General features: G+C 58.6%; 28 protein-coding genes. All 28 read left to right on the top strand.

The genetic code is table 11. The features are described 5' to 3' along the window. Nucleotides 1–5 precede the first annotated feature (5 nt). Complete coding sequence (gene rpoB, locus MSG32_RS17480) at nt 6–4,082, top strand: DNA-directed RNA polymerase subunit beta (RefSeq protein ID WP_043334884.1); 4,077 nt, start codon at nt 6–8, stop codon at nt 4,080–4,082. An 88-nt stretch (nt 4,083–4,170) separates the two neighbouring features. Further along, a complete protein-coding gene (rpoC, locus tag MSG32_RS17475) occupies nt 4,171–8,412 on the top strand; it encodes a DNA-directed RNA polymerase subunit beta' (RefSeq protein WP_043334882.1) in 4,242 nt (1,413 codons plus the stop codon). Between the two features lie 137 nt (nt 8,413–8,549). Beyond that, nucleotides 8,550–8,924, top strand: a complete 375-nt coding sequence (gene rpsL, locus MSG32_RS17470; protein ID WP_043334880.1) for a 30S ribosomal protein S12 — start codon at nt 8,550–8,552, stop codon at nt 8,922–8,924. Between the two features lie 101 nt (nt 8,925–9,025). Next, nucleotides 9,026–9,496, top strand: coding sequence for a 30S ribosomal protein S7 (rpsG, locus tag MSG32_RS17465; RefSeq protein WP_043334878.1), 471 nt, complete (start codon nt 9,026–9,028; stop codon nt 9,494–9,496). 18 nt (nt 9,497–9,514) lie between these two features. Continuing rightward, on the top strand, nt 9,515–11,632 hold the full coding sequence (gene fusA / locus MSG32_RS17460) for an elongation factor G (protein WP_043334876.1): 2,118 nt from the start codon (nt 9,515–9,517) through the stop codon (nt 11,630–11,632). Nucleotides 11,633–11,661: 29 nt separating this feature from the next. Beyond that, a complete protein-coding gene (gene tuf / locus MSG32_RS17455) occupies nt 11,662–12,855 on the top strand; it encodes an elongation factor Tu (protein WP_248381034.1) in 1,194 nt (397 codons plus the stop codon). 147 nt (nt 12,856–13,002) lie between these two features. After that, complete coding sequence (rpsJ, locus tag MSG32_RS17450) at nt 13,003–13,314, top strand: 30S ribosomal protein S10 (protein WP_024950650.1); 312 nt, start codon at nt 13,003–13,005, stop codon at nt 13,312–13,314. A 146-nt stretch (nt 13,315–13,460) separates the two neighbouring features. Beyond that, entirely contained in the window at nt 13,461–14,099 is a 639-nt protein-coding gene (gene rplC, locus MSG32_RS17445; RefSeq protein WP_024950651.1) for a 50S ribosomal protein L3, read from the top strand. Between the two features lie 13 nt (nt 14,100–14,112). Next, nucleotides 14,113–14,718 (top strand): 50S ribosomal protein L4, encoded by a 606-nt coding sequence (gene rplD, locus MSG32_RS17440; RefSeq protein ID WP_054556901.1) that lies wholly within the window; start codon nt 14,113–14,115, stop codon nt 14,716–14,718. Continuing rightward, on the top strand, nt 14,715–15,011 hold the full coding sequence (gene rplW / locus MSG32_RS17435; RefSeq protein ID WP_043334865.1) for a 50S ribosomal protein L23: 297 nt from the start codon (nt 14,715–14,717) through the stop codon (nt 15,009–15,011). The genes rplD and rplW overlap by 4 nt, the downstream gene beginning before the upstream one ends. Before the next feature lie 16 nt (nt 15,012–15,027). Continuing rightward, nucleotides 15,028–15,855, top strand: coding sequence for a 50S ribosomal protein L2 (rplB, locus tag MSG32_RS17430; protein ID WP_043334862.1), 828 nt, complete (start codon nt 15,028–15,030; stop codon nt 15,853–15,855). Between the two features lie 22 nt (nt 15,856–15,877). Next, nucleotides 15,878–16,153: a 30S ribosomal protein S19 gene (gene rpsS / locus MSG32_RS17425; RefSeq protein ID WP_024950655.1), complete on the top strand. Its 276-nt coding sequence runs from the start codon at nt 15,878–15,880 to the stop codon at nt 16,151–16,153. A 19-nt stretch (nt 16,154–16,172) separates the two neighbouring features. Further along, nucleotides 16,173–16,505, top strand: coding sequence for a 50S ribosomal protein L22 (gene rplV, locus MSG32_RS17420; RefSeq protein ID WP_043334859.1), 333 nt, complete (start codon nt 16,173–16,175; stop codon nt 16,503–16,505). Between the two features lie 10 nt (nt 16,506–16,515). Beyond that, a complete protein-coding gene (gene rpsC / locus MSG32_RS17415; RefSeq protein ID WP_043334856.1) occupies nt 16,516–17,208 on the top strand; it encodes a 30S ribosomal protein S3 in 693 nt (230 codons plus the stop codon). A gap of 11 nt (nt 17,209–17,219) precedes the next feature. Continuing rightward, nucleotides 17,220–17,633 carry a 50S ribosomal protein L16 gene (rplP, locus tag MSG32_RS17410; protein WP_043334854.1) on the top strand — a complete coding sequence of 138 codons (414 nt, stop codon included), beginning with the start codon at nt 17,220–17,222 and terminating at the stop codon, nt 17,631–17,633. Next, nucleotides 17,633–17,824, top strand: coding sequence for a 50S ribosomal protein L29 (gene rpmC / locus MSG32_RS17405; protein ID WP_024950659.1), 192 nt, complete (start codon nt 17,633–17,635; stop codon nt 17,822–17,824). The genes rplP and rpmC overlap by 1 nt, the downstream gene beginning before the upstream one ends. Before the next feature lies 1 nt (nt 17,825). Further along, nucleotides 17,826–18,086: a 30S ribosomal protein S17 gene (rpsQ, locus tag MSG32_RS17400; RefSeq protein ID WP_043334852.1), complete on the top strand. Its 261-nt coding sequence runs from the start codon at nt 17,826–17,828 to the stop codon at nt 18,084–18,086. Nucleotides 18,087–18,136: 50 nt separating this feature from the next. Then, nucleotides 18,137–18,508 carry a 50S ribosomal protein L14 gene (gene rplN / locus MSG32_RS17395; RefSeq protein ID WP_043334850.1) on the top strand — a complete coding sequence of 124 codons (372 nt, stop codon included), beginning with the start codon at nt 18,137–18,139 and terminating at the stop codon, nt 18,506–18,508. A 15-nt stretch (nt 18,509–18,523) separates the two neighbouring features. Further along, complete coding sequence (rplX, locus tag MSG32_RS17390) at nt 18,524–18,841, top strand: 50S ribosomal protein L24 (protein ID WP_043334846.1); 318 nt, start codon at nt 18,524–18,526, stop codon at nt 18,839–18,841. A gap of 17 nt (nt 18,842–18,858) precedes the next feature. Beyond that, entirely contained in the window at nt 18,859–19,398 is a 540-nt protein-coding gene (gene rplE / locus MSG32_RS17385; RefSeq protein ID WP_043334844.1) for a 50S ribosomal protein L5, read from the top strand. 9 nt (nt 19,399–19,407) lie between these two features. Then, on the top strand, nt 19,408–19,713 hold the full coding sequence (gene rpsN, locus MSG32_RS17380; protein ID WP_043334842.1) for a 30S ribosomal protein S14: 306 nt from the start codon (nt 19,408–19,410) through the stop codon (nt 19,711–19,713). A 32-nt stretch (nt 19,714–19,745) separates the two neighbouring features. Then, complete coding sequence (rpsH, locus tag MSG32_RS17375) at nt 19,746–20,138, top strand: 30S ribosomal protein S8 (protein ID WP_043334840.1); 393 nt, start codon at nt 19,746–19,748, stop codon at nt 20,136–20,138. Nucleotides 20,139–20,147: 9 nt separating this feature from the next. Beyond that, complete coding sequence (gene rplF / locus MSG32_RS17370) at nt 20,148–20,678, top strand: 50S ribosomal protein L6 (RefSeq protein WP_043334838.1); 531 nt, start codon at nt 20,148–20,150, stop codon at nt 20,676–20,678. A gap of 9 nt (nt 20,679–20,687) precedes the next feature. Continuing rightward, entirely contained in the window at nt 20,688–21,038 is a 351-nt protein-coding gene (gene rplR / locus MSG32_RS17365) for a 50S ribosomal protein L18 (protein ID WP_024950667.1), read from the top strand. Between the two features lie 11 nt (nt 21,039–21,049). Next, entirely contained in the window at nt 21,050–21,550 is a 501-nt protein-coding gene (gene rpsE / locus MSG32_RS17360) for a 30S ribosomal protein S5 (protein ID WP_054556902.1), read from the top strand. A 6-nt stretch (nt 21,551–21,556) separates the two neighbouring features. Continuing rightward, a complete protein-coding gene (gene rpmD / locus MSG32_RS17355) occupies nt 21,557–21,739 on the top strand; it encodes a 50S ribosomal protein L30 (protein WP_024950669.1) in 183 nt (60 codons plus the stop codon). A gap of 3 nt (nt 21,740–21,742) precedes the next feature. Continuing rightward, nucleotides 21,743–22,177 (top strand): 50S ribosomal protein L15, encoded by a 435-nt coding sequence (gene rplO / locus MSG32_RS17350; RefSeq protein ID WP_043334834.1) that lies wholly within the window; start codon nt 21,743–21,745, stop codon nt 22,175–22,177. Next, the gene (secY, locus tag MSG32_RS17345; RefSeq protein WP_043334831.1) at nt 22,178–23,512 is read left to right on the top strand and encodes a preprotein translocase subunit SecY; all 1,335 of its coding nucleotides are present in this window, start codon (nt 22,178–22,180) and stop codon (nt 23,510–23,512) included. Nucleotides 23,513–23,516: the final 4 nt, after the last annotated feature.

Genomic DNA, 23,516 nt, shown 5'->3' with positions numbered 1-23,516 from the left:
TACAGATGGCTTACTCATACACTGAGAAAAAACGCATCCGCAAGGATTTTGGCAAACTGCCCCAAGTGATGGATGTGCCTTACCTGCTGGCCATCCAGCTTGATTCCTACCACGACTTTCTCCAGCAGGACAGGGCGCCAGAACAGCGCCTGGAAGTCGGCCTTCACGCTGCCTTCAAGTCCGTGTTCCCGATTGCCAGCTTCTCTGGCAACGCAGCGCTCGAGTATGTCAGCTACCGCTTCGGTACGCCGGCGTTCGACGTCAAGGAATGTCAGCTGCGCGGAGTCACTTACTCTGCACCGCTGCGCGTGAAAGTGCGCCTGATGATCTATGACAAGGAATCGTCAAACAAGGCGATCAAGGACATCAAGGAGCAGGAAGTCTACATGGGGGAAATCCCCCTGATGACAGAGAACGGTACCTTCGTCATCAATGGTACCGAGCGTGTCATCGTGTCACAGCTGCACCGCTCGCCGGGTGTGTTCTTCGACCACGACAAGGGCAAGAGCCACTCGTCCGGCAAGCTGCTGTACTCCGCACGTGTGATTCCTTACCGCGGTTCCTGGTTGGACTTCGAGTTTGATCCGAAGGACAACGTCTACGTCCGTATCGACCGTCGTCGCAAGCTGCCGGCTTCCGTTCTGCTGCGTGCCATGGGCATGACCAGCGAAGAGATTCTCGGTACGTTCTTCGACACCACGATGTACCACATCGAGCGCAGCGGCTTCTCCGTTGAGCTGGTGCCGGCACGTCTGCGTGGCGAAACCGCCGCCTTCGACATCAAGGATGCCGACGGTAGCGTGATCGTGGAGGAAGGTCGTCGTATTACACAGAAGCACGTCCGTCAGATGGAAGCCTCCGGCCTCGAGCGTCTCGAAGTGCCGATGGACTACCTGTACGGCAAGGTGCTGGCCAAGGATCAGATCGATCCGGCCACTGGTGAGCTGGTCTGCGAAAGCAACAGCGAGATCACTCCGGAACTGCTGGAGAAGATGGCGCAGGCCAAGATCACCCAGTTCGAAGTCATCTACACCAACGACCTGGATTGCGGTCCGTTCGTGTCCGATACCCTGAAACTGGATACCACGCGTAACCAGCTCGAGGCATTGGTCGAGATCTACCGCATGATGCGTCCGGGCGAGCCGCCCACCAAGGATGCAGCAGAGTCACTGTTCCAGAACCTGTTCTTCAGCGAAGACCGCTACGACCTGTCGGGCGTGGGCCGCATGAAGTTCAACCGTCGCCTGCGTCGCGAAAGCGATACCGGCAGCGGCGTGCTCGATCAGGACGATATCCTGACCGTCATGAAGGAGCTGATCAGCATCCGTAACGGCAATGGCGATGTCGATGACATCGACCACCTGGGCAACCGTCGTATTCGCTCTGTGGGCGAAATGGCGGAAAACCAGTTCCGTGTCGGTCTGGTCCGCGTCGAGCGTGCGGTCAAGGAGCGTCTGTCCATGGCCGAGAGCGAAGGCCTGATGCCGCAGGATCTCATCAACGCCAAGCCGGTTGCGGCGGCGGTGAAGGAATTCTTCGGTTCCAGCCAGCTCTCCCAGTTCATGGATCAGAACAACCCGCTGTCCGAAGTGACGCACAAGCGCCGTGTCTCCGCGCTTGGTCCGGGTGGTCTGACCCGTGAGCGCGCCGGCTTCGAAGTTCGTGACGTTCACGCCACGCACTACGGCCGCCTGTGCCCGATCGAAACGCCGGAAGGCCCGAACATCGGTCTGATCAACTCGCTGGCGACCTACTCCAAGACCAACAGCTATGGCTTCCTCGAGACGCCGTACCGCAAGGTCGTGGATTGCCAGGTCACCGACGATGTCGTCGATCTGTCCGCGATCGAGGAAGGCGATTTCATCATCGCCCAGGCCTCCGCGACCGTCGACGAGAACGGCCGTCTGGTCGACGACCTGGTTCAGGTTCGTCACCGTGGCGAGACCACCTTCATGGCGCCGGAAAAGGTCACCATGATGGACGTGTCTCCGCGTCAGGTCGTTTCTGTCGCTGCCGCTCTGATCCCGTTCCTCGAGCACGATGATGCCAACCGCGCCTTGATGGGTGCGAACATGCAGCGTCAGGCCGTTCCGACTCTGAAGGCTGACAAGCCGCTGGTCGGTACCGGCATGGAGCGCTTCGTGGCGCGTGACTCCGGCGTCTGCGCCGTGGCACGTCGTGGCGGCGTCATCGATTCCGTCGATGCCAAGCGCATCGTCGTACGTGTGCGGGAAGAAGAGATCATCGGCGGTGAAGCCGGCGTTGATATCTACAACCTGACCAAGTACGTGCGCTCGAACCAGAATACCTGTCAGAACCAGCGCCCGATCGTGCGTCCTGGCGACGAAGTCGCCATCGGCGACATCCTGGCCGACGGCCCGTCCGTCGACATGGGTGATCTGGCCCTGGGTCAGAACATGCGTCTGGCGTTCATGCCCTGGAACGGCTTCAACTTCGAGGATTCCATCCTGTTCTCGGAACGTGTGGTGCAGGAAGATCGCTTCACCACCATCCACATCCAGGAACTGACCTGTGTCGCGCGTGACACCAAGCTCGGGCCGGAAGAAATCACTTCCGATATCCCGAATGTCGGCGAATCCGCACTCTCCAAGCTGGATGAGTCCGGTGTCGTCTACATCGGTGCCGAGCTGAATCCGGGCGACATCCTGGTCGGCAAGGTCACGCCGAAGGGCGAGACCCAGCTGACGCCGGAAGAGAAGCTGTTGCGTGCCATCTTCGGCGAGAAGGCGTCCGACGTTAAGGACACCTCTCTGCGAGCCCCGACCGGCATGAAGGCTACCGTCATCGACGTTCAGGTCTTCACCCGTGACGGCGTCGAGAAGGATCAGCGTGCGCTCTCCATCGAGCAGATGCAGCTGGCCGAGGTCCGCAAGGATCTGCAGGAAACCTACCGCATCGCGGAAGAGGCGACCTTCGAGCGTATGCAGCGCAACCTGGTCGGTCAGGCCGTCAACGGTGGTCCGAAGCTCAAGAAGGGCGACGTGCTGACCGATGACTACCTGGAAGCACTGCCGCGCCAGGAGTGGTTCAAGCTGCGTCTGCAGGACGAGTCTCTCAACGAACTGCTGGCTCAGGCCGATGAGCAGCTCGAGATCCGTCGTCGCGAGATGGACGAGCGCTTCGAAGACAAGAAGCGCAAGCTCACCCAGGGTGATGATCTGGCACCGGGCGTGCTCAAGATCGTCAAGGTGTACGTCGCCGTGAAGCGTCGTATCCAGCCGGGTGACAAGATGGCCGGTCGTCACGGTAACAAGGGTGTCATCTCCGCGATCATGCCGGTCGAAGACATGCCGTTCGATGGCAATGGCGAGTCGGTTGACGTCGTGCTGAACCCGCTGGGTGTACCGTCGCGCATGAACGTTGGTCAGATCCTCGAGACCCACCTCGGCATGGCCGCGCGTGGTCTGGGCGTGAAGATCGAGCACATGCTGCGCGAAGAGCGTGCCGAGCAGGTCAAGCAGATCCGCGAATTCCTCGACAAGGTGTACAACACCGTCGGCGGTCGCCAGGAAGACCTCTCCGTGCTCAGCGATGATGAAATCATCACCATGGCGCACAACCTGAAGAAGGGCGTGCCGATGGCAACGCCGGTCTTCGATGGCGCCAAGGAACACGAGATCAAGCAGTTGCTCACGCTGGCCGGTATCCCTGATTCCGGACAGATGGACCTCTACGATGGCCGCACCGGCGAGAAGTTCGATCGCAAGGTGACCGTCGGTTACATGTACATGCTCAAGCTCAACCACCTGGTGGATGACAAGATGCATGCGCGTTCGACCGGCTCCTACTCCCTCGTCACGCAGCAGCCGCTGGGTGGTAAGGCGCAGTTTGGTGGTCAGCGCTTCGGTGAGATGGAGGTCTGGGCCCTCGAGGCGTACGGCGCTGCCTACACCCTCCAGGAGATGCTCACGGTCAAGTCCGATGACGTGGAAGGCCGTACCAAGATGTACAAGAGCATCGTAGATGGCGATCACACCATGCAGGCGGGCATGCCCGAATCCTTCAACGTGCTGGTGAAGGAAATCCGCTCGCTGGGTATCGACATGGAGCTGGAAGGCTGACGCCGAAAAGCCACAAGTATTGACGGTCCGCAAAGCCTGGTGTCAGCAGCCAGGCTTTGCCCATGACAACTCCGCAACGGAGCGACCCATGAAAGATTTGGTGAAAGTTCTCAAATCGCAGGCGCAGTCCGAAGAATTCGACGCCATCAAGATTACCCTGGCGTCTCCGGACATGATTCGCTCGTGGTCTTTTGGCGAAGTGAAGAAGCCTGAAACCATCAACTACCGGACATTCAAGCCGGAACGTGATGGTCTTTTCTGTGCCAAGATCTTTGGCCCGGTGAAGGACTACGAGTGCCTGTGTGGCAAGTACAAGCGGATGAAGCATCGCGGCATCATCTGTGAGAAGTGTGGCGTTGAAGTGACCAAGGCGGCAGTGCGTCGTGAGCGTATGGCTCACATCGAACTGGCGAGCCCGGTCGCGCATATCTGGTTCCTGAAGTCTCTGCCGTCTCGTATCGGCATGCTGCTCGACATGACTCTGCGTGATATCGAGCGCGTGCTGTACTTCGAAAGCTTCGTGGTCATCGATCCGGGCATGACGACCCTCGAGAAGGGTCATCTGCTCAACGATGAGCAGTACTTCGAAGCGCTGGAAGAATTCGGTGATGATTTCGACGCCCGCATGGGTGCCGAGGCCATCAAGGCGCTGCTCGAGGACATCGAGCTGGAAGAAGAGGTCGAGCGCCTGCGTGAAGAGATTCCGCAGACCAACTCCGAGACCAAGATCAAGAAGCTGTCCAAGCGCCTCAAGCTGCTGGAAGCCTTCTACTATTCCGGCAACAAGCCGGGCTGGATGATCATGGAAGTGCTGCCAGTGCTGCCGCCGGACCTGCGTCCGCTGGTACCGCTGGACGGCGGCCGCTTCGCGACCTCGGATCTGAACGATCTGTATCGTCGTGTGATCAACCGCAACAACCGCCTAAAGCGTCTGCTCGACCTCAATGCGCCGGACATCATCGTGCGCAACGAGAAGCGCATGCTGCAGGAATCCGTGGATGCACTGCTCGACAACGGTCGTCGCGGTCGCGCCATCACCGGTTCCAACAAGCGTCCGCTGAAGTCGCTGGCCGACATGATCAAGGGCAAGCAGGGTCGTTTCCGTCAGAACCTGCTGGGCAAGCGTGTCGACTACTCCGGTCGTTCCGTCATCACCGTCGGCCCGACCCTGCGTCTGCACCAGTGTGGTCTGCCGAAGAAGATGGCGCTTGAGCTGTTCAAGCCGTTCATCTACGCCAAGCTGCAGGCCTCCGGTCACGCCAGCACCATCAAGGCCGCCAAGAAGATGGTCGAGCGCGAAGCCCCGGAAGTCTGGGATTTCCTCGCCGACGTCATCCGCGAGCACCCGGTGCTGCTGAACCGTGCCCCGACTCTGCACCGTCTGGGTATCCAGGCGTTCGAGCCGCTGCTGATCGAAGGCAAGGCCATCCAACTGCACCCGCTGGTCTGCGCTGCGTACAACGCCGACTTTGATGGTGACCAGATGGCTGTCCACGTACCGCTGACGCTGGAAGCCCAGCTGGAAGCGCGTGCGTTGATGATGTCGACCAACAACGTGCTGTCGCCGGCCAACGGCGAGCCGATCATCGTGCCGTCCCAGGACGTCGTGCTGGGTCTGTACTACATGACCCGCGAGAAGATCGGTGCCAAGGGTGAGGGCATGGCCTTCGCGAACCTGGGTGAAGTCGAGCGTGCCTTCGGCACGCACAGCGCTCACCTGCACGCGATGGTCAAGGTCCGTCTGACCGAGACACTCAAGGACGAAGAGTCCGGCGAGCTGTACGAGAAGACGTCCCTGCACGACACCACCATCGGTCGCGCACTGCTGTTCCGCATTCTGCCGAAGGGCATGCCGTTCGAGCTGATCAACCAGGTGATGAAGAAGAAAGCCATCTCCGGTCTGATCAACGAGGCGTACCGTCGTGTCGGTCTGAAGGACACCGTCATCTTCGCTGACCAGCTGATGTACACCGGCTTCCGTCTCGCGACCTGGTCCGGCGCCTCCATCGGCGTCAACGACTTCGTCATCCCGGACGCGAAGAAGGTCATCATCGACGCGGCCGAAGACGAAGTGAAAGAGATCGAAGACCAGTTCTCCTCCGGTCTCGTGACCGCGGGCGAGAAGTACAACAAGGTCATCGATATCTGGGCGCGAGCCAACGACCGTGTCGCCAAGGAGATGATGGCAGGTATCTCGAAAGAGACCGTCGTCAACTGGAAAGGCGAAGTGGTCAATGACGAAGACGGCAAGCCGATGGAGCAGGACTCCTTCAACAGCGTCTTCATCATGGCCGACTCCGGTGCGCGTGGTTCCGCCGCACAGATTCGTCAGCTGGCTGGTATGCGTGGCCTGATGGCCAAGCCGGATGGCTCGATCATCGAGACGCCGATCACCGCCAACTTCCGTGAAGGTCTGAACGTACTCCAGTACTTCATCTCCACGCACGGTGCCCGTAAGGGTCTGGCGGATACGGCACTGAAGACCGCCAACTCCGGTTACCTGACCCGTCGTCTGGTCGATGTTGCCCAGGATCTGGTCATCACCGAAGCGGATTGCGGAACTCAGGAAGGTCTGATTCTGCACCCGGTCATCGAAGGCGGCGACATCATCGTCCCGCTGTCCCAGCGTGTGCTGGGTCGTGTCGTGGCGCAGGACGTGATCGATCCGGTCTCTGATGAGGTCCTGATCGCACGCGGTACGCTGCTCGACGAAGCCTGGTGTGCACAGCTCGATACCATGGGCGTCGATGAGATCATCGTGCGTACCACCATCGGTTGTGAAACCGTGCACGGTGTCTGCTCGGCCTGTTACGGTCGTGACCTGGCGCGTGGCCATCAGGTCAACGTCGGTGAAGCCATCGGCGTCATCGCGGCACAGTCCATCGGTGAGCCGGGTACCCAGCTGACCATGCGTACCTTCCACATCGGTGGTGCCGCTTCGCGGGCATCTGCCGTGGATAGCGTCCAGGTCAAGCATGGTGGCAGCGTACGTCTGCACAACATCAAGTCGGTTGAGCGTGCCGATGGCAAGCTGATTGTCGTCTCGCGTTCCAGCGCACTGGCAGTGGCGGATGACCACGGCCGTGAGCGCGAATTCTACAAGCTCCCGTACGGTGCTGAACTGTCCGTACGTGACGGCGATCCGGTGGCCTCTGGCCAGTCCGTCGCCAAGTGGGATCCGCACACTCACCCGATCGTCGCGGAAGTCGCGGGTCAGGTGCAGTTCACGGACATGGAAGATGGCCAGACCATAAACCGTACCACTGACGAAATGACCGGCCTGTCCTCCATCGAGGTTATCGAAAGTGCTTCACGTCCGTCCGCGGCCCGTGACAAGCGTCCGATGATCATGCTGGTAGACGGTAGCGGCAAGCACGTGACACTGCCGGGCTCCAACACGCCGGTCCAGTACCTGCTGCCGGGCAATGCCGTGGTGTCCGCCGAGAATGGCGCGGCCGTCGGCGTGGGTGACGTCATCGCACGTATCCCGATGGAAGCGTCCGGTAACAAGGACATCACCGGTGGTCTGCCGCGTGTTGCCGACCTGTTCGAAGCACGTCGTCCGAAAGAGCCGGCCATCCTGGCCGAGATCTCCGGTACTGTGACCTTCGGCAAGGAAACCAAAGGCAAGCGTCGTCTGACCATCACGCCGGTGGAAGGTGATCCGTTCGAGCTGTTGATCCCGAAATGGCGCCAGATCAGCGTCTTCGAAGGTGAAACGGTCGAGAAGGGTGAAGTCATCTCCGATGGCCCGAGCAACCCGCACGATATCCTGCGTCTGCTCGGCGTCGCGGAAATGACCAAGTACATCACCACCGAAGTCCAGGAGGTCTATCGCCTCCAGGGTGTCGGCATCAACGACAAGCACATCGAAGTCATCGTGCGTCAGATGCTGCGCAAGGTCGAGATCACCGATTCTGGCGATTCCACCTTCATCACAGGCGACCAGGTGGAATACGCCCGCGTCGTCGAAGAAAACATGCGTCTCGAGGCCGACGGCAAGTTCCCGGCCAAGTTCGATCGCATCCTGCTCGGTATCACCAAGGCGAGCCTGGCAACTGAATCGTTCATCTCCGCGGCGTCCTTCCAGGAAACCACGCGAGTTCTGACCGAGGCATCTGTCACCGGCAAGCGCGATTATCTCCGTGGTCTGAAGGAGAATGTCGTGGTCGGTCGCCTGATTCCGGCGGGTACTGGCCTGGCCTATCACGACGAGCGTCGCCGCCGTCGCGATGGCCTGCCGCTCGCACCGGCCCCGTCGGCACAGGACGTCGAGCAGGAATTGGGCGCTCAGCTCACTGCCCTCGACGCGGACGACGACGACCTCTGAGGTCTTGCGCCCCGCCGTCTCTGACGGCGGGGTTGACGCCCTTGTGGCCCAAGCCCTAGAATATGCAGCCTTTAACAGTAGGGCAGGTGCATCCTGCCCTGTTGTTGGAAGGCAGTACAACCCATTGGAGCAAGCAAATGGCAACCGTTAACCAGCTCGTGCGCAAGCCGCGCAAGCGTCAGGCGTCCAAGAGCGACGTCCCTGCGCTGCAGGCATGTCCGCAGAAGCGTGGCGTGTGTACCCGTGTATACACTACTACCCCGAAGAAGCCGAACTCCGCACTCCGTAAGGTTTGCCGTGTTCGCCTGACCAACGGCTTCGAAGTCACTTCATACATCGGCGGTGAAGGTCACAACCTTCAGGAACACTCTGTTGTTCTGATCCGTGGCGGTCGTGTGAAGGATTTGCCGGGTGTCCGTTACCACACCGTTCGTGGTGCACTGGATACCTCTGGCGTGCAGAACCGTAAGCAGGGCCGTTCCAAGTACGGCGCCAAGCGTCCGAAGGCGTAATTCAAAGTTTAATATCGGTCTGATAAGAGTAAGGTCGGGCGTCGCGTCCAACGCGAGGCGTCCCGGGTTTACCTGAAGGACCCTTCTACTGAGGGCTTATCATGCCTAGAAGACGTGTAGCAGCTAAGCGCGAAATCCTGCCGGATCCGAAGTTCGGAAGCGAGCGCCTGGCCAAGTTCATGAACCACCTGATGATCAGCGGCAAGAAGTCTGCAGCTGAGCGCATCGTTTACGGTGCTCTCGATCGTGTTGCCGAACGCTCCAATGACGAGCCGCTGGACCTCTTCGACAAGGCGCTGGAAGCCATCCAGCCGATGGTCGAAGTGAAGTCCCGTCGTGTTGGTGGTGCAACCTACCAGGTGCCGGTTGAAGTTCGTCCTTCCCGTCGTCAGGCACTGGCCATGCGTTGGCTGGTGGACGCTGCGCGCAAGCGCGGCGAAAAGACCATGGTGCAGCGCCTCTCTGGCGAGATCCTGGATGCCGCTGAAGGCAAGGGTTCTGCTGTGAAGAAGCGTGAAGACGTGCACCGCATGGCAGAAGCCAACAAGGCCTTCTCCCACTACCGCTTCTAAACAACGGGGATACTCACCGTGGCACGCAAGACTCCACTTAAGCGTTACCGCAACATCGGTATCTGTGCCCACGTCGACGCCGGTAAGACTACCACTACCGAGCGCGTCCTGTTCTATACCGGCCTGTCTCACAAGGTCGGCGAAGTCCACGATGGTGCTGCCACCATGGACTGGATGGAGCAGGAACAGGAACGTGGCATCACGATCACCTCTGCGGCGACCACCTGCTTCTGGCAGGGCATGAGCAAGCAGTTCGACGAGCACCGTATCAACATCATCGATACTCCGGGGCACGTTGACTTCACTGTTGAAGTCGAGCGTTCACTGCGTGTTCTCGATGGCGCGGTCGTGGTGCTGTGTGGTTCTTCCGGTGTCCAGCCGCAGACAGAGACTGTCTGGCGTCAGGCCAACCGTTACGAAGTTCCGCGCATGATCTTCGTCAACAAGATGGACCGCGCTGGCGCGGACTTCTTCATGGTCGTCGAGCAGGTGCGCAAGCGCCTGGGCGCGAACGCCGTCCCGATCCAGATCAACTGGGGTGCGGAAGACGAGTTCAAGGGCGTCATCGACCTGATCAAGATGAAGGCCATTGTCTGGGACGAAGACAATCACGGCATGAACTACGAGCTGATCGACATTCCGGCCGAGCTGCAAGATACAGCTGCCGAATGGCGTGAACACATGCTCGAGTCTGCTGCTGAAGCGTCCGAAGAGCTGATGGACAAGTACCTTGAAGAAGGCGAGCTGTCCGAGGAAGAAGTCAAGGCTGCGCTGCGTCAGCGTACCCTGGCCAACGAAATCTGCCTCGTGACCTGTGGTTCTGCCTTCAAGAACAAGGGTGTCCAGGCAGTTCTGGATGCGGTCATCGAATACATGCCGTCTCCGCTTGAAGTCAAGGCCATCGAAGGTGAGCTTGACGACAAGGACGGTACCATCGAGACCCGCGAAGCTGACGACAAGGCTCCGTTCGCGGCGCTGGCGTTCAAGATCGCGACCGATCCGTTCGTTGGTACCCTGACCTTCATCCGCGTCTACTCGGGCGTGCTGAAGTCTGGTGATGGCGTCTTCAACTCCGTCAAGAGCAAGAAGGAGCGTGTCGGTCGTATCGTCCAGATGCACTCCAACTCTCGTGAGGAGATCAAGGAAGTCTATGCTGGCGATATCGCCGCATGTATCGGTCTGAAAGACGTGACCACCGGTGACACCCTGTGTGACCCGGATCACAAGATCGTGCTTGAGCGCATGGAATTCCCTGAGCCGGTCATCTCCGTCGCTGTCGAGCCGAAGTCCAAGGCCGACCAGGAAAAGATGGGTGTTGCACTGGGCAAGCTGGCCCAGGAAGATCCGTCCTTCCGCGTCGAGACCGACGAAGAGTCCGGTCAGACCATCATCTCCGGTATGGGTGAGCTTCACCTGGACATCCTCGTCGACCGCATGCGTCGCGAGTTCAATGTCGAGGCGAACATCGGCAAGCCGCAGGTGGCTTACCGTGAGACCATCCGTACCAAGGTCGAGCAGGAAGGCAAGTTCGTTCGTCAGTCCGGCGGTCGTGGTCAGTTCGGTCACGTCTGGCTTCGCATTGAGCCTCTCACTGCAGAGGACAAGGGCGACGACGAAGAAATGACCTTCAAGTTCGAGTCCGAGATCGTCGGTGGTGCGGTTCCGAAGGAATACGTGCCGGCCGTCGAGAAGGGCGCCGCTGAGCAGCTCAAGAATGGTGTCATCGCCGGTTATCCGATGATCGACGTCAAGGTCACGCTGTTCGATGGTTCCTACCACGACGTCGACTCCAACGAGACTGCGTTCAAGGTCGCCTCTTCCATGGCGATCAAGGCCGGTGCCCCGAAAGCGGGTGCAGTGCTGCTTGAGCCGCTCATGAAAGTCGAAGTCGTCACGCCTGAAGATTTCATGGGTGACGTCATGGGCGACCTGAACCGTCGTCGTGGCCTCGTTCAGGGCATGGATGATTCTTCCACTGGCAAGATCATCAATGCACTGGTGCCGCTGGGTGAGATGTTCGGTTATGCGACCGACCTGCGCTCACAGACCCAGGGCCGCGCAAGCTACTCCATGGAGTTTGCGAAATACGACGAAGCACCGAACAGCATCGTCGAAGCCGTCATCAATCAGAAGTAACCGATTAGCTAACGAAAGAGGTTATAGCAGTGGCTAAGGAAAAATTTGAGCGTTCGAAGCCGCACGTCAACGTCGGCACCATTGGTCACGTCGATCACGGCAAGACCACTCTGACTGCGGCTCTGACTCGCGTCTCTGCAGAAGTCTTCGGTGGTGACGCGCGTGCGTTTGACTCCATCGATAATGCCCCGGAAGAGCGTGAGCGTGGTATCACCATCTCCACCGCTCACGTGGAATATCAGTCCGAAGAGCGCCACTACGCGCACGTCGACTGCCCGGGTCACGCCGACTACGTCAAGAACATGATCACCGGTGCTGCCCAGATGGACGGCGCTATCCTGGTCTGTTCCGCTGCTGACGGCCCCATGCCGCAGACTCGCGAGCACATCCTGCTGTCCCGTCAGGTCGGCGTTCCGTACATCGTTGTCTTCCTGAACAAGGCTGACATGGTCGATGACGAAGAACTGCTCGAGCTGGTCGAGATGGAAGTTCGTGAACTCCTGAGCGAGTACGACTTCCCGGGCGATGACACTCCGATCATCATCGGCTCTGCCCTGATGGCTCTGGAAGGCAAGGACGACAACGGCATGGGTACTACCGCCGTTGCCAACCTGATCAAGGCCCTGGATGCGTACATCCCGGAGCCGGAGCGTGCTATCGACCAGCCGTTCCTGATGCCGATCGAAGACGTCTTCTCCATCTCTGGCCGCGGTACCGTCGTCACTGGCCGTATCGAGCGTGGTCTGGTCAAGACTGGCGAAGAGATCGAGATCATCGGCGTGCGTGACACCACCAAGACTACCGTTACCGGTGTCGAGATGTTCCGCAAGCTGCTGGACGAAGGTCGTGCTGGCGAAAACGTCGGCGCCCTGCTGCGCGGCACCAAGCGTGATGACGTCGAGCGTGGCCAGGTTCTGGCCAAGCCGGGCTCCATCAAGCCGCACACCAAGTTCGAAGCCGAAGTCTACGTCCTGTCCAAGGAAGAAGGCGGTCGTCACACTCCGTTCTTCAAAGGCTATCGTCCGCAGTTCTACTTCCGTACCACTGACATCACTGGTACCTGTGAGCTGCCGGAAGGCGTCGAGATGGTCATGCCGGGCGACAACGTCCAGATGGTCGTGTCTCTGATCGCTCCGATCGCCATGGAAGATGGTCTGCGTTTCGCTATCCGTGAAGGCGGTCGTACCGTCGGCGCTGGCGTCGTGGCCAAAATCGTCGAGTAAGGTTCTCCTTACCTGACACAGAAGGGGGCCCTGATGGGCCCCCTTTTCTCGCATGTTTGACACCTGATGTCAGTCTGCCTATAATGCGCATCCTTTGAATGCGTGGGTGACGGCCTACGCCGTCGACATCCATTGGAGTTTTGGGCAATGCAAAACCAGAAGATTCGCATCCGGTTGAAAGCATTCGACCACCGTCTGATCGACCAGTCCTCTGCAGAGATCGTTGAAACTGCAAAGCGTACCGGTGCTCAGGTTCGTGGCCCGATCCCGCTGCCGACCCGTCGCGAGCGTTACACCATCCTGGTCTCTCCGCACGTCAACAAGGACGCGCGTGACCAGTATGAGATTCGTACCCACAAGCGCGTTCTCGACATCGTCGAGCCGACAGAGAAGACTGTCGACGCGCTGATGAAGCTTGACCTGGCAGCCGGTGTGGACGTCCAGATCAAGGTTGACTGATACCTCACTAGTCACTGCGGCCCAGCGCTCTCACTGATAGAGCAGCAGCCGCCACGCCGGGATGGCGTCATACAATGTGCTAGTGGAATGCTCTGGAAAGGGCAGCCATAGCGGGTGACAGCCCCGTACACTAAAGGAGACTGAACATGTCTATCGGTTTAGTCGGTAAGAAGGCCGGGATGACCCGTGTCTTCACCGAAGCTGGCGCCTCTGTGCCGGTTACCGTGATTGAAGTTGAGCCGAACCGCATCGTGACCATCAAGTCTCTCGAGACTGACGGCTACAATGCTATTCAGGTGACAACTGGCTCTCGTAAAGCCAAGCACCTCACCAAGGCAACTGCTGGTCAGTATGCCAAGGCGGGTGTTGAGGCTGGCCGTACCCTGATGGAATTCCGCCTGAACGAAGGTGACGAAGCTCCTGCAGTGGGCGGCGAACTCACCGTATCCCTCTTTGAAGCTGGTCAAAAGATTGACGTGACCGGCACCTCCAAGGGTAAAGGTTTCCAGGGCGCAGTTAAGCGCTGGAACTTCCGCACCCAAGACGCTACCCACGGTAACTCACTGTCGCACCGCGCGCCGGGTTCCATCGGTAACTGTCAGACCCCGGGCCGCGTCTTCAAAGGTAAGAAGATGGCTGGCCAGATGGGCAACGTCCGTTCCACCGTCCAGAGCCTGGAAGTGGTCCGCGTCGACGCTGAACGCAATCTTCTGCTGGTCAAGGGTGCCGTTCCAGGTGCTCCGGGCGGCGAAGTGATCGTGCGTTCCGCTGTGAAAGCTCGCTGAGGGGAATTAACCGATGAATCTTAATCTTGCAGGTGCAGGCGGCGCAGTAGACGTCTCCGATGCCACCTTTGGTAAGGACTTCAACGAGGCTCTGGTTCACCAGGTCGTCACCGCCTATCTGGCTGGTGCACGTCAAGGTACCGTGGCTCAGAAGACCCGTTCTGACGTGTCCGGCGGTGGCAAGAAGCCGTGGCGTCAGAAAGGTACTGGTCGTGCACGTGCCGGTACCATCCGTTCCCCGCTGTGGCGTTCTGGCGGTGTGACCTTTGCAGCGCGTCCTCAGGACCACTCGCACAAGGTCAACCGCAAGATGTATCGCGCTGCCATGCGTTCCATCCTGTCCGAGCTGGTCCGTCAGGATCGCCTGGTCGCGGTCGATGCTATCAGCGTCGAAGCTCCGAAGACCAAGCTGCTGATCGCCAAGCTCCAGGAACTGGGCCTTGAGAAAGCGCTGATCGTCACTGAAGAGCAGGACGTCAACCTGTACCTGGCCGCGCGCAACATCCCGTATGTTGACGTCGTCAATGTCGCTGGCGCTGACCCGGTCAGCCTCGTCGGTTACGACAAGGTGCTGATGACTGTCGCTGCCCTGCGCAAGTTCGAGGAGAACCTGGGATGAATCAGGAACGCGTATTCAAGGTCCTGCTTGGTCCTCACATGACCGAGAAGGCCGCGGTCGCTGCCGAGAACAACCAGTACGTGTTCAAGGTTGCCAGCGACGCGACAAAGCCCGAAATCAAGAAAGCCGTCGAAGCGCTGTTTGGTAAGAAAGTCGATCGTGTTCAGGTTCTGAACATGAAAGGCAAGACCAAGCGCACCGCTCGCGGTGTTGGTCGTCGCGCTGGTTATCGCAAGGCCTATGTAACTCTGGCCGCCGGCGAGACCATCGAAGACTTCTCTGGCGCCGAGTAAGGCAGGAGTACGGAACATGGCAATTGTTAAGACAAAACCTACCTCCGCCGGTCGCCGCCACCTGGTAAAGGTCGTCAATGACGAACTTTTCAAAGGTCGCGCGTACGCTCCGCTGCTTGAAAAGCAGTCAAAGTCCGGTGGTCGTAACAATAATGGTCGCATCACTACTCGCCACATCGGCGGTGGTCATCGTCACCATTACCGTCTGGTCGATTTCAAGCGCAACAAGGATGGCATTCCGGCCATCGTTGAGCGTCTGGAGTACGATCCGAACCGTAGCGCGAACATCGCGCTGGTGAAGTACCTTGACGGCGAACGTCGCTACATCATTGCACCGAAAGGTGTCTCTGCTGGCGATCGTCTCGAGTCTGGTGTTAACGCACCGATCAAGAAAGGCAACGCTCTGCCGCTGCGCAATGTCCCGGTGGGTTCCACCGTTCACTGTGTAGAGCTGAAGCCAGGCAAGGGCGCCCAGATCGCTCGTAGTGCAGGTACCAGTGCCCAGGTTGTGGCACGTGACGGTAACTACACCACGCTGCGTCTGCGCTCTGGCGAGATGCGTAAGGTGCTGTCCGAATGCCGTGCAACTCTCGGCGAAGTGGGCAACTCCGAGCACAGCCTCCGTCAACTGGGCAAGGCCGGTGCTAAGCGTTGGAGAGGCGTGCGCCCGACTGTTCGCGGTGTCGCGATGAACCCGGTCGATCACCCGCATGGTGGTGGTGAAGGTCGTACCTCTGGTGGCCGTCACCCGGTCAGCCCGTGGGGCGTCCCGACCAAGGGTCACAAGACTCGCAAGAACAAGCGCACCGATAAGCTTATCGTCCGTCGCCGCAAGGCCAAGTAACAGATATTGAGGGGTAACGGCTGTGCCACGTTCACTGAAGAAAGGTCCTTTTATTGACCTTCATCTGCTGAAGAAGGTTGAGACAGCAGTGGAAAAGAACGACCGCAAACCGATCAAGACCTGGTCGCGTCGTTCCATGATCCTGCCGAACATGGTCGGGCTCACCATTGCCGTCCATAACGGTCGCCAGCATGTCCCGGTTCTCGTTTCTGAGGAAATGGTCGGTCACAAGCTCGGCGAGTTTGCTGCCACCCGCACATACCGCGGGCACGCTGCAGATAAAAAAGCCAAACGGTAAGCCAGAGAGGATTTAAGAGATGGAAGTAGCTGCTAAGCTGCGCGGCGCTCGTTTATCCGCCCAGAAGGCCCGTTTGGTGGCTGACCAGGTGCGCGGTAAGCCGGTCGCCGAGGCGCTGAATCTGCTCGCTTTCTCACCGAAGAAGGCCGCGAAGATTGTTCGCAAGGTTCTGCAGTCCGCGATCGCGAATGCGGAAGAAAACAACGGCATGGACATTGACGAGCTTCGCGTCTCGACTATCTGTGTCGACGAGGGCATGACGCTCAAGCGCATCCAGCCACGTGCCAAAGGCCGTGCGGATCGTATCTTGAAGCGCACTTGTCATATCACCGTCAAGGTAGCCGAGAAGTAGGAGACGACCAATGGGTCAGAAAGTTAATCCGACAGGTTTCCGACTGGGTATTGTCAAGGATCATACCTCTGTCTGGTACGCCGAAGGCGCTACCTATGCCGACAAACTGAACAACGATCTGCAGGTGCGTGGATTCCTGGAAGAGCGTCTGAAAAGCGCTTCCGTGAGCCGCATCAGCATCGAGCGTCCGGCAAACAACGCCCGTATTACCATTCACACCGCCCGTCCGGGTATCGTGATCGGTAAGAAAGGTGAAGATGTCGACCGCCTTCGTCGTGAAGTTTCCGAGATGATGGGCGTTCCCGTCCACATCAACATCGAGGAGATTCGCAAGCCGGAACTCGATGCCAAGCTGGTTGCTGCCAATGTGGCAGGTCAGCTCGAGCGTCGTGTCATGTTCCGTCGTGCGATGAAGCGTGCTGTGCAGAACGCAATGCGTCTGGGCGCCAAGGGCATCAAGATTCAGCTCTCTGGTCGTCTCGGCGGTGCCGAAATCGCCCGTACCGAATGGTACCGCGAAGGCCGCGTTCCGCTTCACACCCTGCGTGCTGACATTGATTACTCCACCTTCGAAGCTCACACCACCTACGGCATCATTGGTGTCAAGGTCTGGATCTTCAAAGGCGAGATCCTCGGTGGCATCGAAGAGGTGCGAGCCAAGGCGAAGCAGCCCGCGTCCGCACCCAAGAAGAAAGGCAAGTAAGGGGGTAATCGATGTTACAGCCCAAGCGTATGAAATTCCGCAAGATGCAGAAAGGTCGCAACCGTGGCCTGGCGCATCGCGGAAGCAAGGTAAGCTTTGGTGAGTTTGGCCTGAAAGCCACCGGCCGTGGTCGTATCACCGCTCGTCAGATCGAAGCTGGCCGTCGTGCCATCACTCGTCACGTCAAGCGTGGCGGTAAGATCTGGATCCGTGTCTTCCCAGACAAGCCGATCTCCAACAAGCCGTTGGAAGTTCGTATGGGTAAAGGTAAGGGTTCTGTCGAGTACTGGGTCGCTCAGATCCAGCCCGGCAAGGTCCTCTACGAGATCGAAGGTGTATCCGAAGAGCTGGCCCGTGAAGCATTTAGCCTGGCCGCTATGAAGATGCCGATCTCCACCACCTTTGTTAAGCGGACGGTGATGTGATGAAAGCCCAAGAACTCCGTGAAAAGTCAGTCGAGGCGCTCCAGGAGCAGTTGTTCGAACTGCTGCGTGAGCAATTCAATCTGCGCATGCAGAAGGCAACAGGCCAGCTGAGCCAGGTTCACCTGCTCAAGCAGACTCGTCGCCAAATTGCTCAGGTTAAGACTGTGCTCAACCAGAAGTCAGGTGAGTAAAATGGCCGAAGAAACTAAAGCACGCACACTCACCGGCAAGGTGGTGAGTGACAAGATGGAAAAATCCATCGTTGTCATGGTCGAGCGCCGTGAGCGTCACCCGATCTATGGCAAGTACCTGAGACGCTCCACCAAGCTGCACGCCCATGATGAGGCGAATCAGGCTCGGATCGGTGACACCGTCTCTATCGCCGAGACTCGTCCGCTGTCCAAGAAGAAAGCCTGGACCCTGGTCGAGGTGGTTGAACAGGCCAAGGGTTAATCCCTAGGCCAGTTCCCACCAGGCAGTCAGATTAGGTTTGGAGAAAACCGATGATTCAGACTCAGACAATGCTGGATGTCGCCGACAACAGTGGCGCGCGCCGGGTGCAATGCATCAAGGTGCTGGGTGGTTCACACCGCCGTTACGCTCGTGTTGGAGACATCATCAAGGTCACCGTCAAAGAAGCTATCCCGCGTGGCAAGGTCAAGAAAGGCCAGGTCATGAAGGCAGTGGTCGTTCGTACCAAAGCCGGTGTCCGTCGTAATGACGGTTCCGTGATCCGCTTCGACGGTAATGCGGCCGTTCTGTTGAACAACACCAACGAACAGCCGATCGGTACCCGTATCTTCGGCCCGGTTACCCGTGAACTTCGCAGTGAGAAGTTCATGAAGATCATTTCCCTGGCGCCCGAAGTGCTGTAAGGAGCGGAAGCGGATATGCAAAAGATCAAACGTGACGATGAAGTCATCGTCATCGCCGGGAAGGACAAGGGCAAGCGCGGTACCATCAGCAAGGTGCTGAAAGGTGAGCGTCTGCTCGTGTCCGGTGTGAATATGATCAAGCGTCACACCAAGCCCAACCCGATGCTGGGCACCCAGGGGGGTATCGTCGAGCGCGAGGCTCCGATTCACGCGTCCAACGTGGCCATCTTCAACCAGGAGACCGGCAAGGCGGATCGTGTCGGAATCCAGGTACAGGAAGACGGTACTAAGGTACGCATCTTTAAGTCGACTCAGAAGCTGATCGACGCCTAACGCGAGTCGGGTACAACATGGCGAACTTGAAAGAACGTTATCAGAACGAAGTGGCCGCCCAGCTTAAAGAGCAGTTCGGCTACGCCAATGTGATGCAGGTTCCCCGCATCACCAAGGTGACCCTGAACATGGGTATCGGTGAAGCCACCGCTGACAAGAAGCTGATCGACAACGCGTTTGCCGATCTCCAGATGCTTTCTGGTCAGAAGCCCATCGTCACCAAGGCACGCAAGTCCATCGCTGGCTTCAAAGTCCGCGAAGGATGGCCGATCGGTGTTAAGGTGACCCTGCGCAGCGATCGTATGTGGGACTTCCTGGACCGTCTCGTGAACGTGGCTATCCCGCGCGTTCGTGACTTCCGTGGTCTGAACCCGAAGTCCTTCGATGGCCGTGGAAACTACTCCATGGGTGTGCGTGAGCAGATCATCTTCCCGGAGATCGAGTATGATAAGATCGACCGGATTCGTGGCCTGGACATCACCATCACCACTAGCGCCAACACCGATGATGAAGGTCGTGCGTTGCTGGGCGCGCTGAACTTCCCGTTCAAGAAATAAGGGTGGATCATGGCAAAGAAAAGCATGGTTGAGCGCGAGCTCAAGCGCACCAAGCTGGTCGCTAAGTACGCCGCCAAACGCGACGCACTGAAGACCATCATCAACGACGTCAACGCTTCTGAAGAAGAGCGCTTCGACGCACAGCTGAAGCTGCAGCAGCTGCCGCGTGATGCCAGCCCGGTCCGTCAGCGTAACCGCTGCCGTATCACTGGCCGTCCGCACGGCTACTACAACAAGTTCGGCCTGAGCCGCAACAAGCTGCGTGAAGCCGCTATGCGTGGTGACGTGCCTGGTCTGACCAAGTCCAGCTGGTAACACCACTGCAAGAATTCAGGAGCGCAACGTAAATGAGCATGCAAGACACTCTGGCGGATATGTTCACTCGTATCCGCAATGCGCAGATGGCCACCAAGGAGACGGTTACCATGCCGTCTTCCAAGCTCAAGGTTGAAGTGGCCCGCGTATTGAAGGAAGAGGGTTATATTTCCGAGTTTGCCGTCGCAGAAGGCGCCAAGCCGGAACTGACCGTGACCCTCAAGTACTTCGAAGGCAAGTCGGTTATCGAGAGCATCAAGCGTATTTCCAAGCCGTCCCTGCGCCAGTACAAAGGCAAGGGTGAGCTTCCGAAAGTCGCAGATGGCCTGGGTATTGCGATCGTTTCCACCTCCCGGGGCGTGATGACCGATCGTGCGGCCCGTCAAGCTGGTGTCGGCGGCGAAGTCCTCTGCACCGTATTCTAGGAGTTTGGAATGTCCCGCGTAGCCAAGTATCCGGTTAAATTGCCGAACGGCGTCGAGGCAAAGCTCGACGGCGACAAGCTGACCGTGAAGGGCAGCAAAGGCCAGCTGGAACTGACCGTCCACCAGGACGTGGTCATCTCTATGGAAGAAGGTCAAATGACCTTCGCTCCGTCCGAGACCGCCAAGAACTGGGCAATGGTTGGTACCACTCGTGCTCTGGTCAACAACATGGTGTCTGGTGTTTCCGTAGGCTTCACCAAGTCTCTGGAAATCAATGGTGTGGGTTATCGTGCCCAGGCCAAAGGCCAGACAATCAACCTGACACTGGGCTTCTCACACCCGGTCGACTATGAACTGCCGGCAAGTGTTACGGCTGAAACGCCGAAGAACACTCAGATCGTCCTCACGTCTGCTGACAAGCAGGCTTTGGGTCAGGTCGCCGCAGAGATTCGCGCATTCCGTCCGCCGGAGCCCTACAAGGGCAAAGGTATTCGGTACAGCGACGAAGTCGTCCGTCGTAAAGAAGCCAAGAAGAAGTAAGGCAGGGTTATGAACGCGAAGAAAGAATCTCGTCTCCGTCGTGCCCGCCGCGCTCGTGCGAAAATCCGCGAGCTGGGCGTGTTTCGCCTGTGCGTGAACCGCACCCCGCGTCACATCTACGCGCAGATCATCTCGCCGGATGGCGGCCAGGTCCTGGCCACCGCATCCACGCTCGACAAGAGCCTGCGCGAAGGTTCTACCGGTAACTCGGACTCCGCCGCCAAGGTGGGTGCTCTGATTGCCGAGCGCGCGAAGGAAGCGGGTATCAAGCAAGTGGCTTTCGATCGCTCCGGGTACAAGTACCACGGTCGCGTGAAGGCCCTGGCCGATGCCGCACGTGAAGGCGGCCTGGAATTCTAAAGGGTTTTACGATGGCGAATATCGAACAGAAGGGCGGTGACCTGCAAGAGAAGCTCGTGCAGATCAACCGCGTCGCCAAGGTAGTCAAGGGCGGCCGTATCTTCGGTTTCACCGCTCTGACTGTCGTTGGTGACGGCAATGGTCGTGTTGGCTTCGGCCGTGGCAAGGCGCGTGAAGTGCCGGTCGCGATCCAGAAGGCAATGGACCAAGCTCGTCGCAACATGATCAAGGTTGACCTGAAGGGCCACACCCTGCAGTACCCGGTGAAGGCTCGTCACGGCGCATCCAAGATCTACATGCAGCCAGCGTCCGAAGGTACCGGCATCATTGCCGGCGGTGCGATGCGTTCCGTGCTCGAACTGGCAGGCGTCCATGACGTCCTGGCCAAGTGCTACGGTTCCACCAATCCGGTCAACGTGGTGCGCGCGACCATCAACGGTCTCGCTGCCATGAAATCTCCGGAAGACATCGCCGCCAAGCGTGGCCTGTCTGTCGACAAGATTGCGGGGTAAGGCACCATGGCAGCTAAGATCACGGTAACCCAGATCCGCAGCACCATCGGCGTCCTCGAAAAGCACAAGGCCACTATGAAAGGTCTTGGCCTGCGCCGCATCGGTCACACTGTCGAGCTGGAAGACACCCCCGCGGTACGCGGCATGATCAACAAGGTTCACTACCTTGTCCGTGTTGAGGGAGAGTAATCCATGAAATTGAATACCCTGAGTCCGGCCCCGGGCTCCAAGCACGCTGCAAAGCGTGTCGGTCGTGGTATCGGCTCCGGTCTTGGTAAGACCGGCGGTCGTGGCCACAAGGGCCAGAAGTCCCGTTCCGGTGGCAGCGTCAAGCCGGGCTTCGAAGGCGGTCAGATGCCTATGCAGCGTCGCCTGCCGAAGTTTGGTTTCACTTCCGCGAAGTCTCTGATTTCCGAAGAAGTGCGCCTGAGCGAACTGGCACTGGTAGACGGCGAGATCGTCGACCTCGAAACGCTGAAGAAGGCCAACGTGCTTCGTGATTCCACGAAGTTCGCGAAGGTCATGCTCTCCGGCGAACTGGACAAGGCAGTCACGGTTCGCGGCATTAAGGTCACCAAAGGTGCCCGTGCTGCGATCGAAGCTGCCGGTGGCAAGGTAGAGGACTAAATGGCTAAGTCAGGAAACGTACCGGCGATGCAGGGAAGTGGGTTGAGCGAACTCTGGGCGCGTTTGCGCTTCGTGTTCATCGCCATCGTGGTGTACCGAATCGGTGCACACATCCCCGTTCCCGGTATCAATCCTGACCAGCTTGCTGCCTTGTTCAGGGAAAACCAGGGCACCATCCTGAGCATGTTCAACATGTTCTCCGGTGGTGCACTGGAGCGAATGAGTATCTTCGCGCTGGGCATCATGCCCTACATATCCGCGTCGATCATCATGCAGCTCCTGACGGTGGTCTCGCCTCAGCTTGAGCAGTTGAAAAAGGAAGGCGAGGCCGGCCGTCGCAAGATCAGCCAGTACACGCGCTACGGCACGGTAGTACTGGCCCTGGTCCAATCGATCGGCATGGCAGTCGGACTGGTCGGAAACGGTGTCGCCTATTCCGCTGACTTCAGCTTCTACTTCACCGCCGTGAGTACGTTCGTGGCTGGTGCAGTGTTCCTGATGTGGCTGGGAGAGCAGATCACCGAGAAGGGTATCGGCAACGGGATCTCACTGATCATCTTTGCTGGTATTGTCGCCGGGCTGCCGAGTGCCATCGGCCAGTCTTTCGAACTGGCGCGCAATGATGGTGCCTGGAATGTGCTTCCGCTGCTGGCGCTGACGCTGCTCGCAGTCATTACCGTTGCCTTCGTGGTGTTCATCGAGCGCGGCCAACGCCGCATCACGGTGAACTATCCGCGCCGTCAGGTTGGCAACAAGATGTATGCAGGTCAGAGCAGCTACTTGCCGATGAAGGTCAACATGGCCGGGGTCATCCCGCCGATCTTCGCGTCAAGCATCCTGCTGTTCCCTGCGTCGATGGGTCAATGGTTTGGCCAGAGTGAAAGCATGCAATGGTTGCAGACGGCATCTCAGGCTCTCGGGCCGGGTCAGCCACTGTATATCTTGCTTTTCGCTGCCGCTGTAGTATTCTTCTGCTTCTTCTACACGGCGCTGGTCTTCAATCCGAAGGATGTTGCTGACAACCTCAAGAAGTCAGGAGCGTTTCTGCCGGGTATTCGCCCAGGCGAACAGACCGCCCGTTACATCGATAAGGTGATGACTCGCCTGACGCTGTTCGGCGCCCTCTACATCACCCTAGTCTCCCTGATGCCTCAATTCCTCGTTGTTGCATGGCAGGTTCCGTTCTATTTCGGCGGCACCTCTCTGCTCATCGTGGTCGTGGTGGTCATGGACTTCATGGCCCAGGTGCAGTCGCATCTGATGTCAAATCAGTATGCGTCGGTGATGAAGAAGGCCAACCTCAAAGGCTATGGCAGCGGTGGCATGATGCGCTGATTGC

The organism is Cobetia sp. 1CM21F (assembly GCF_023161745.1).
In the GTDB taxonomy this organism is placed as follows: Bacteria; Pseudomonadota; Gammaproteobacteria; order Pseudomonadales; family Halomonadaceae; genus Cobetia; species Cobetia amphilecti.
The sequence above is the reverse complement of the archived record's forward strand: the minus strand, read 5'-3'. Positions and strand labels throughout refer to the sequence as shown.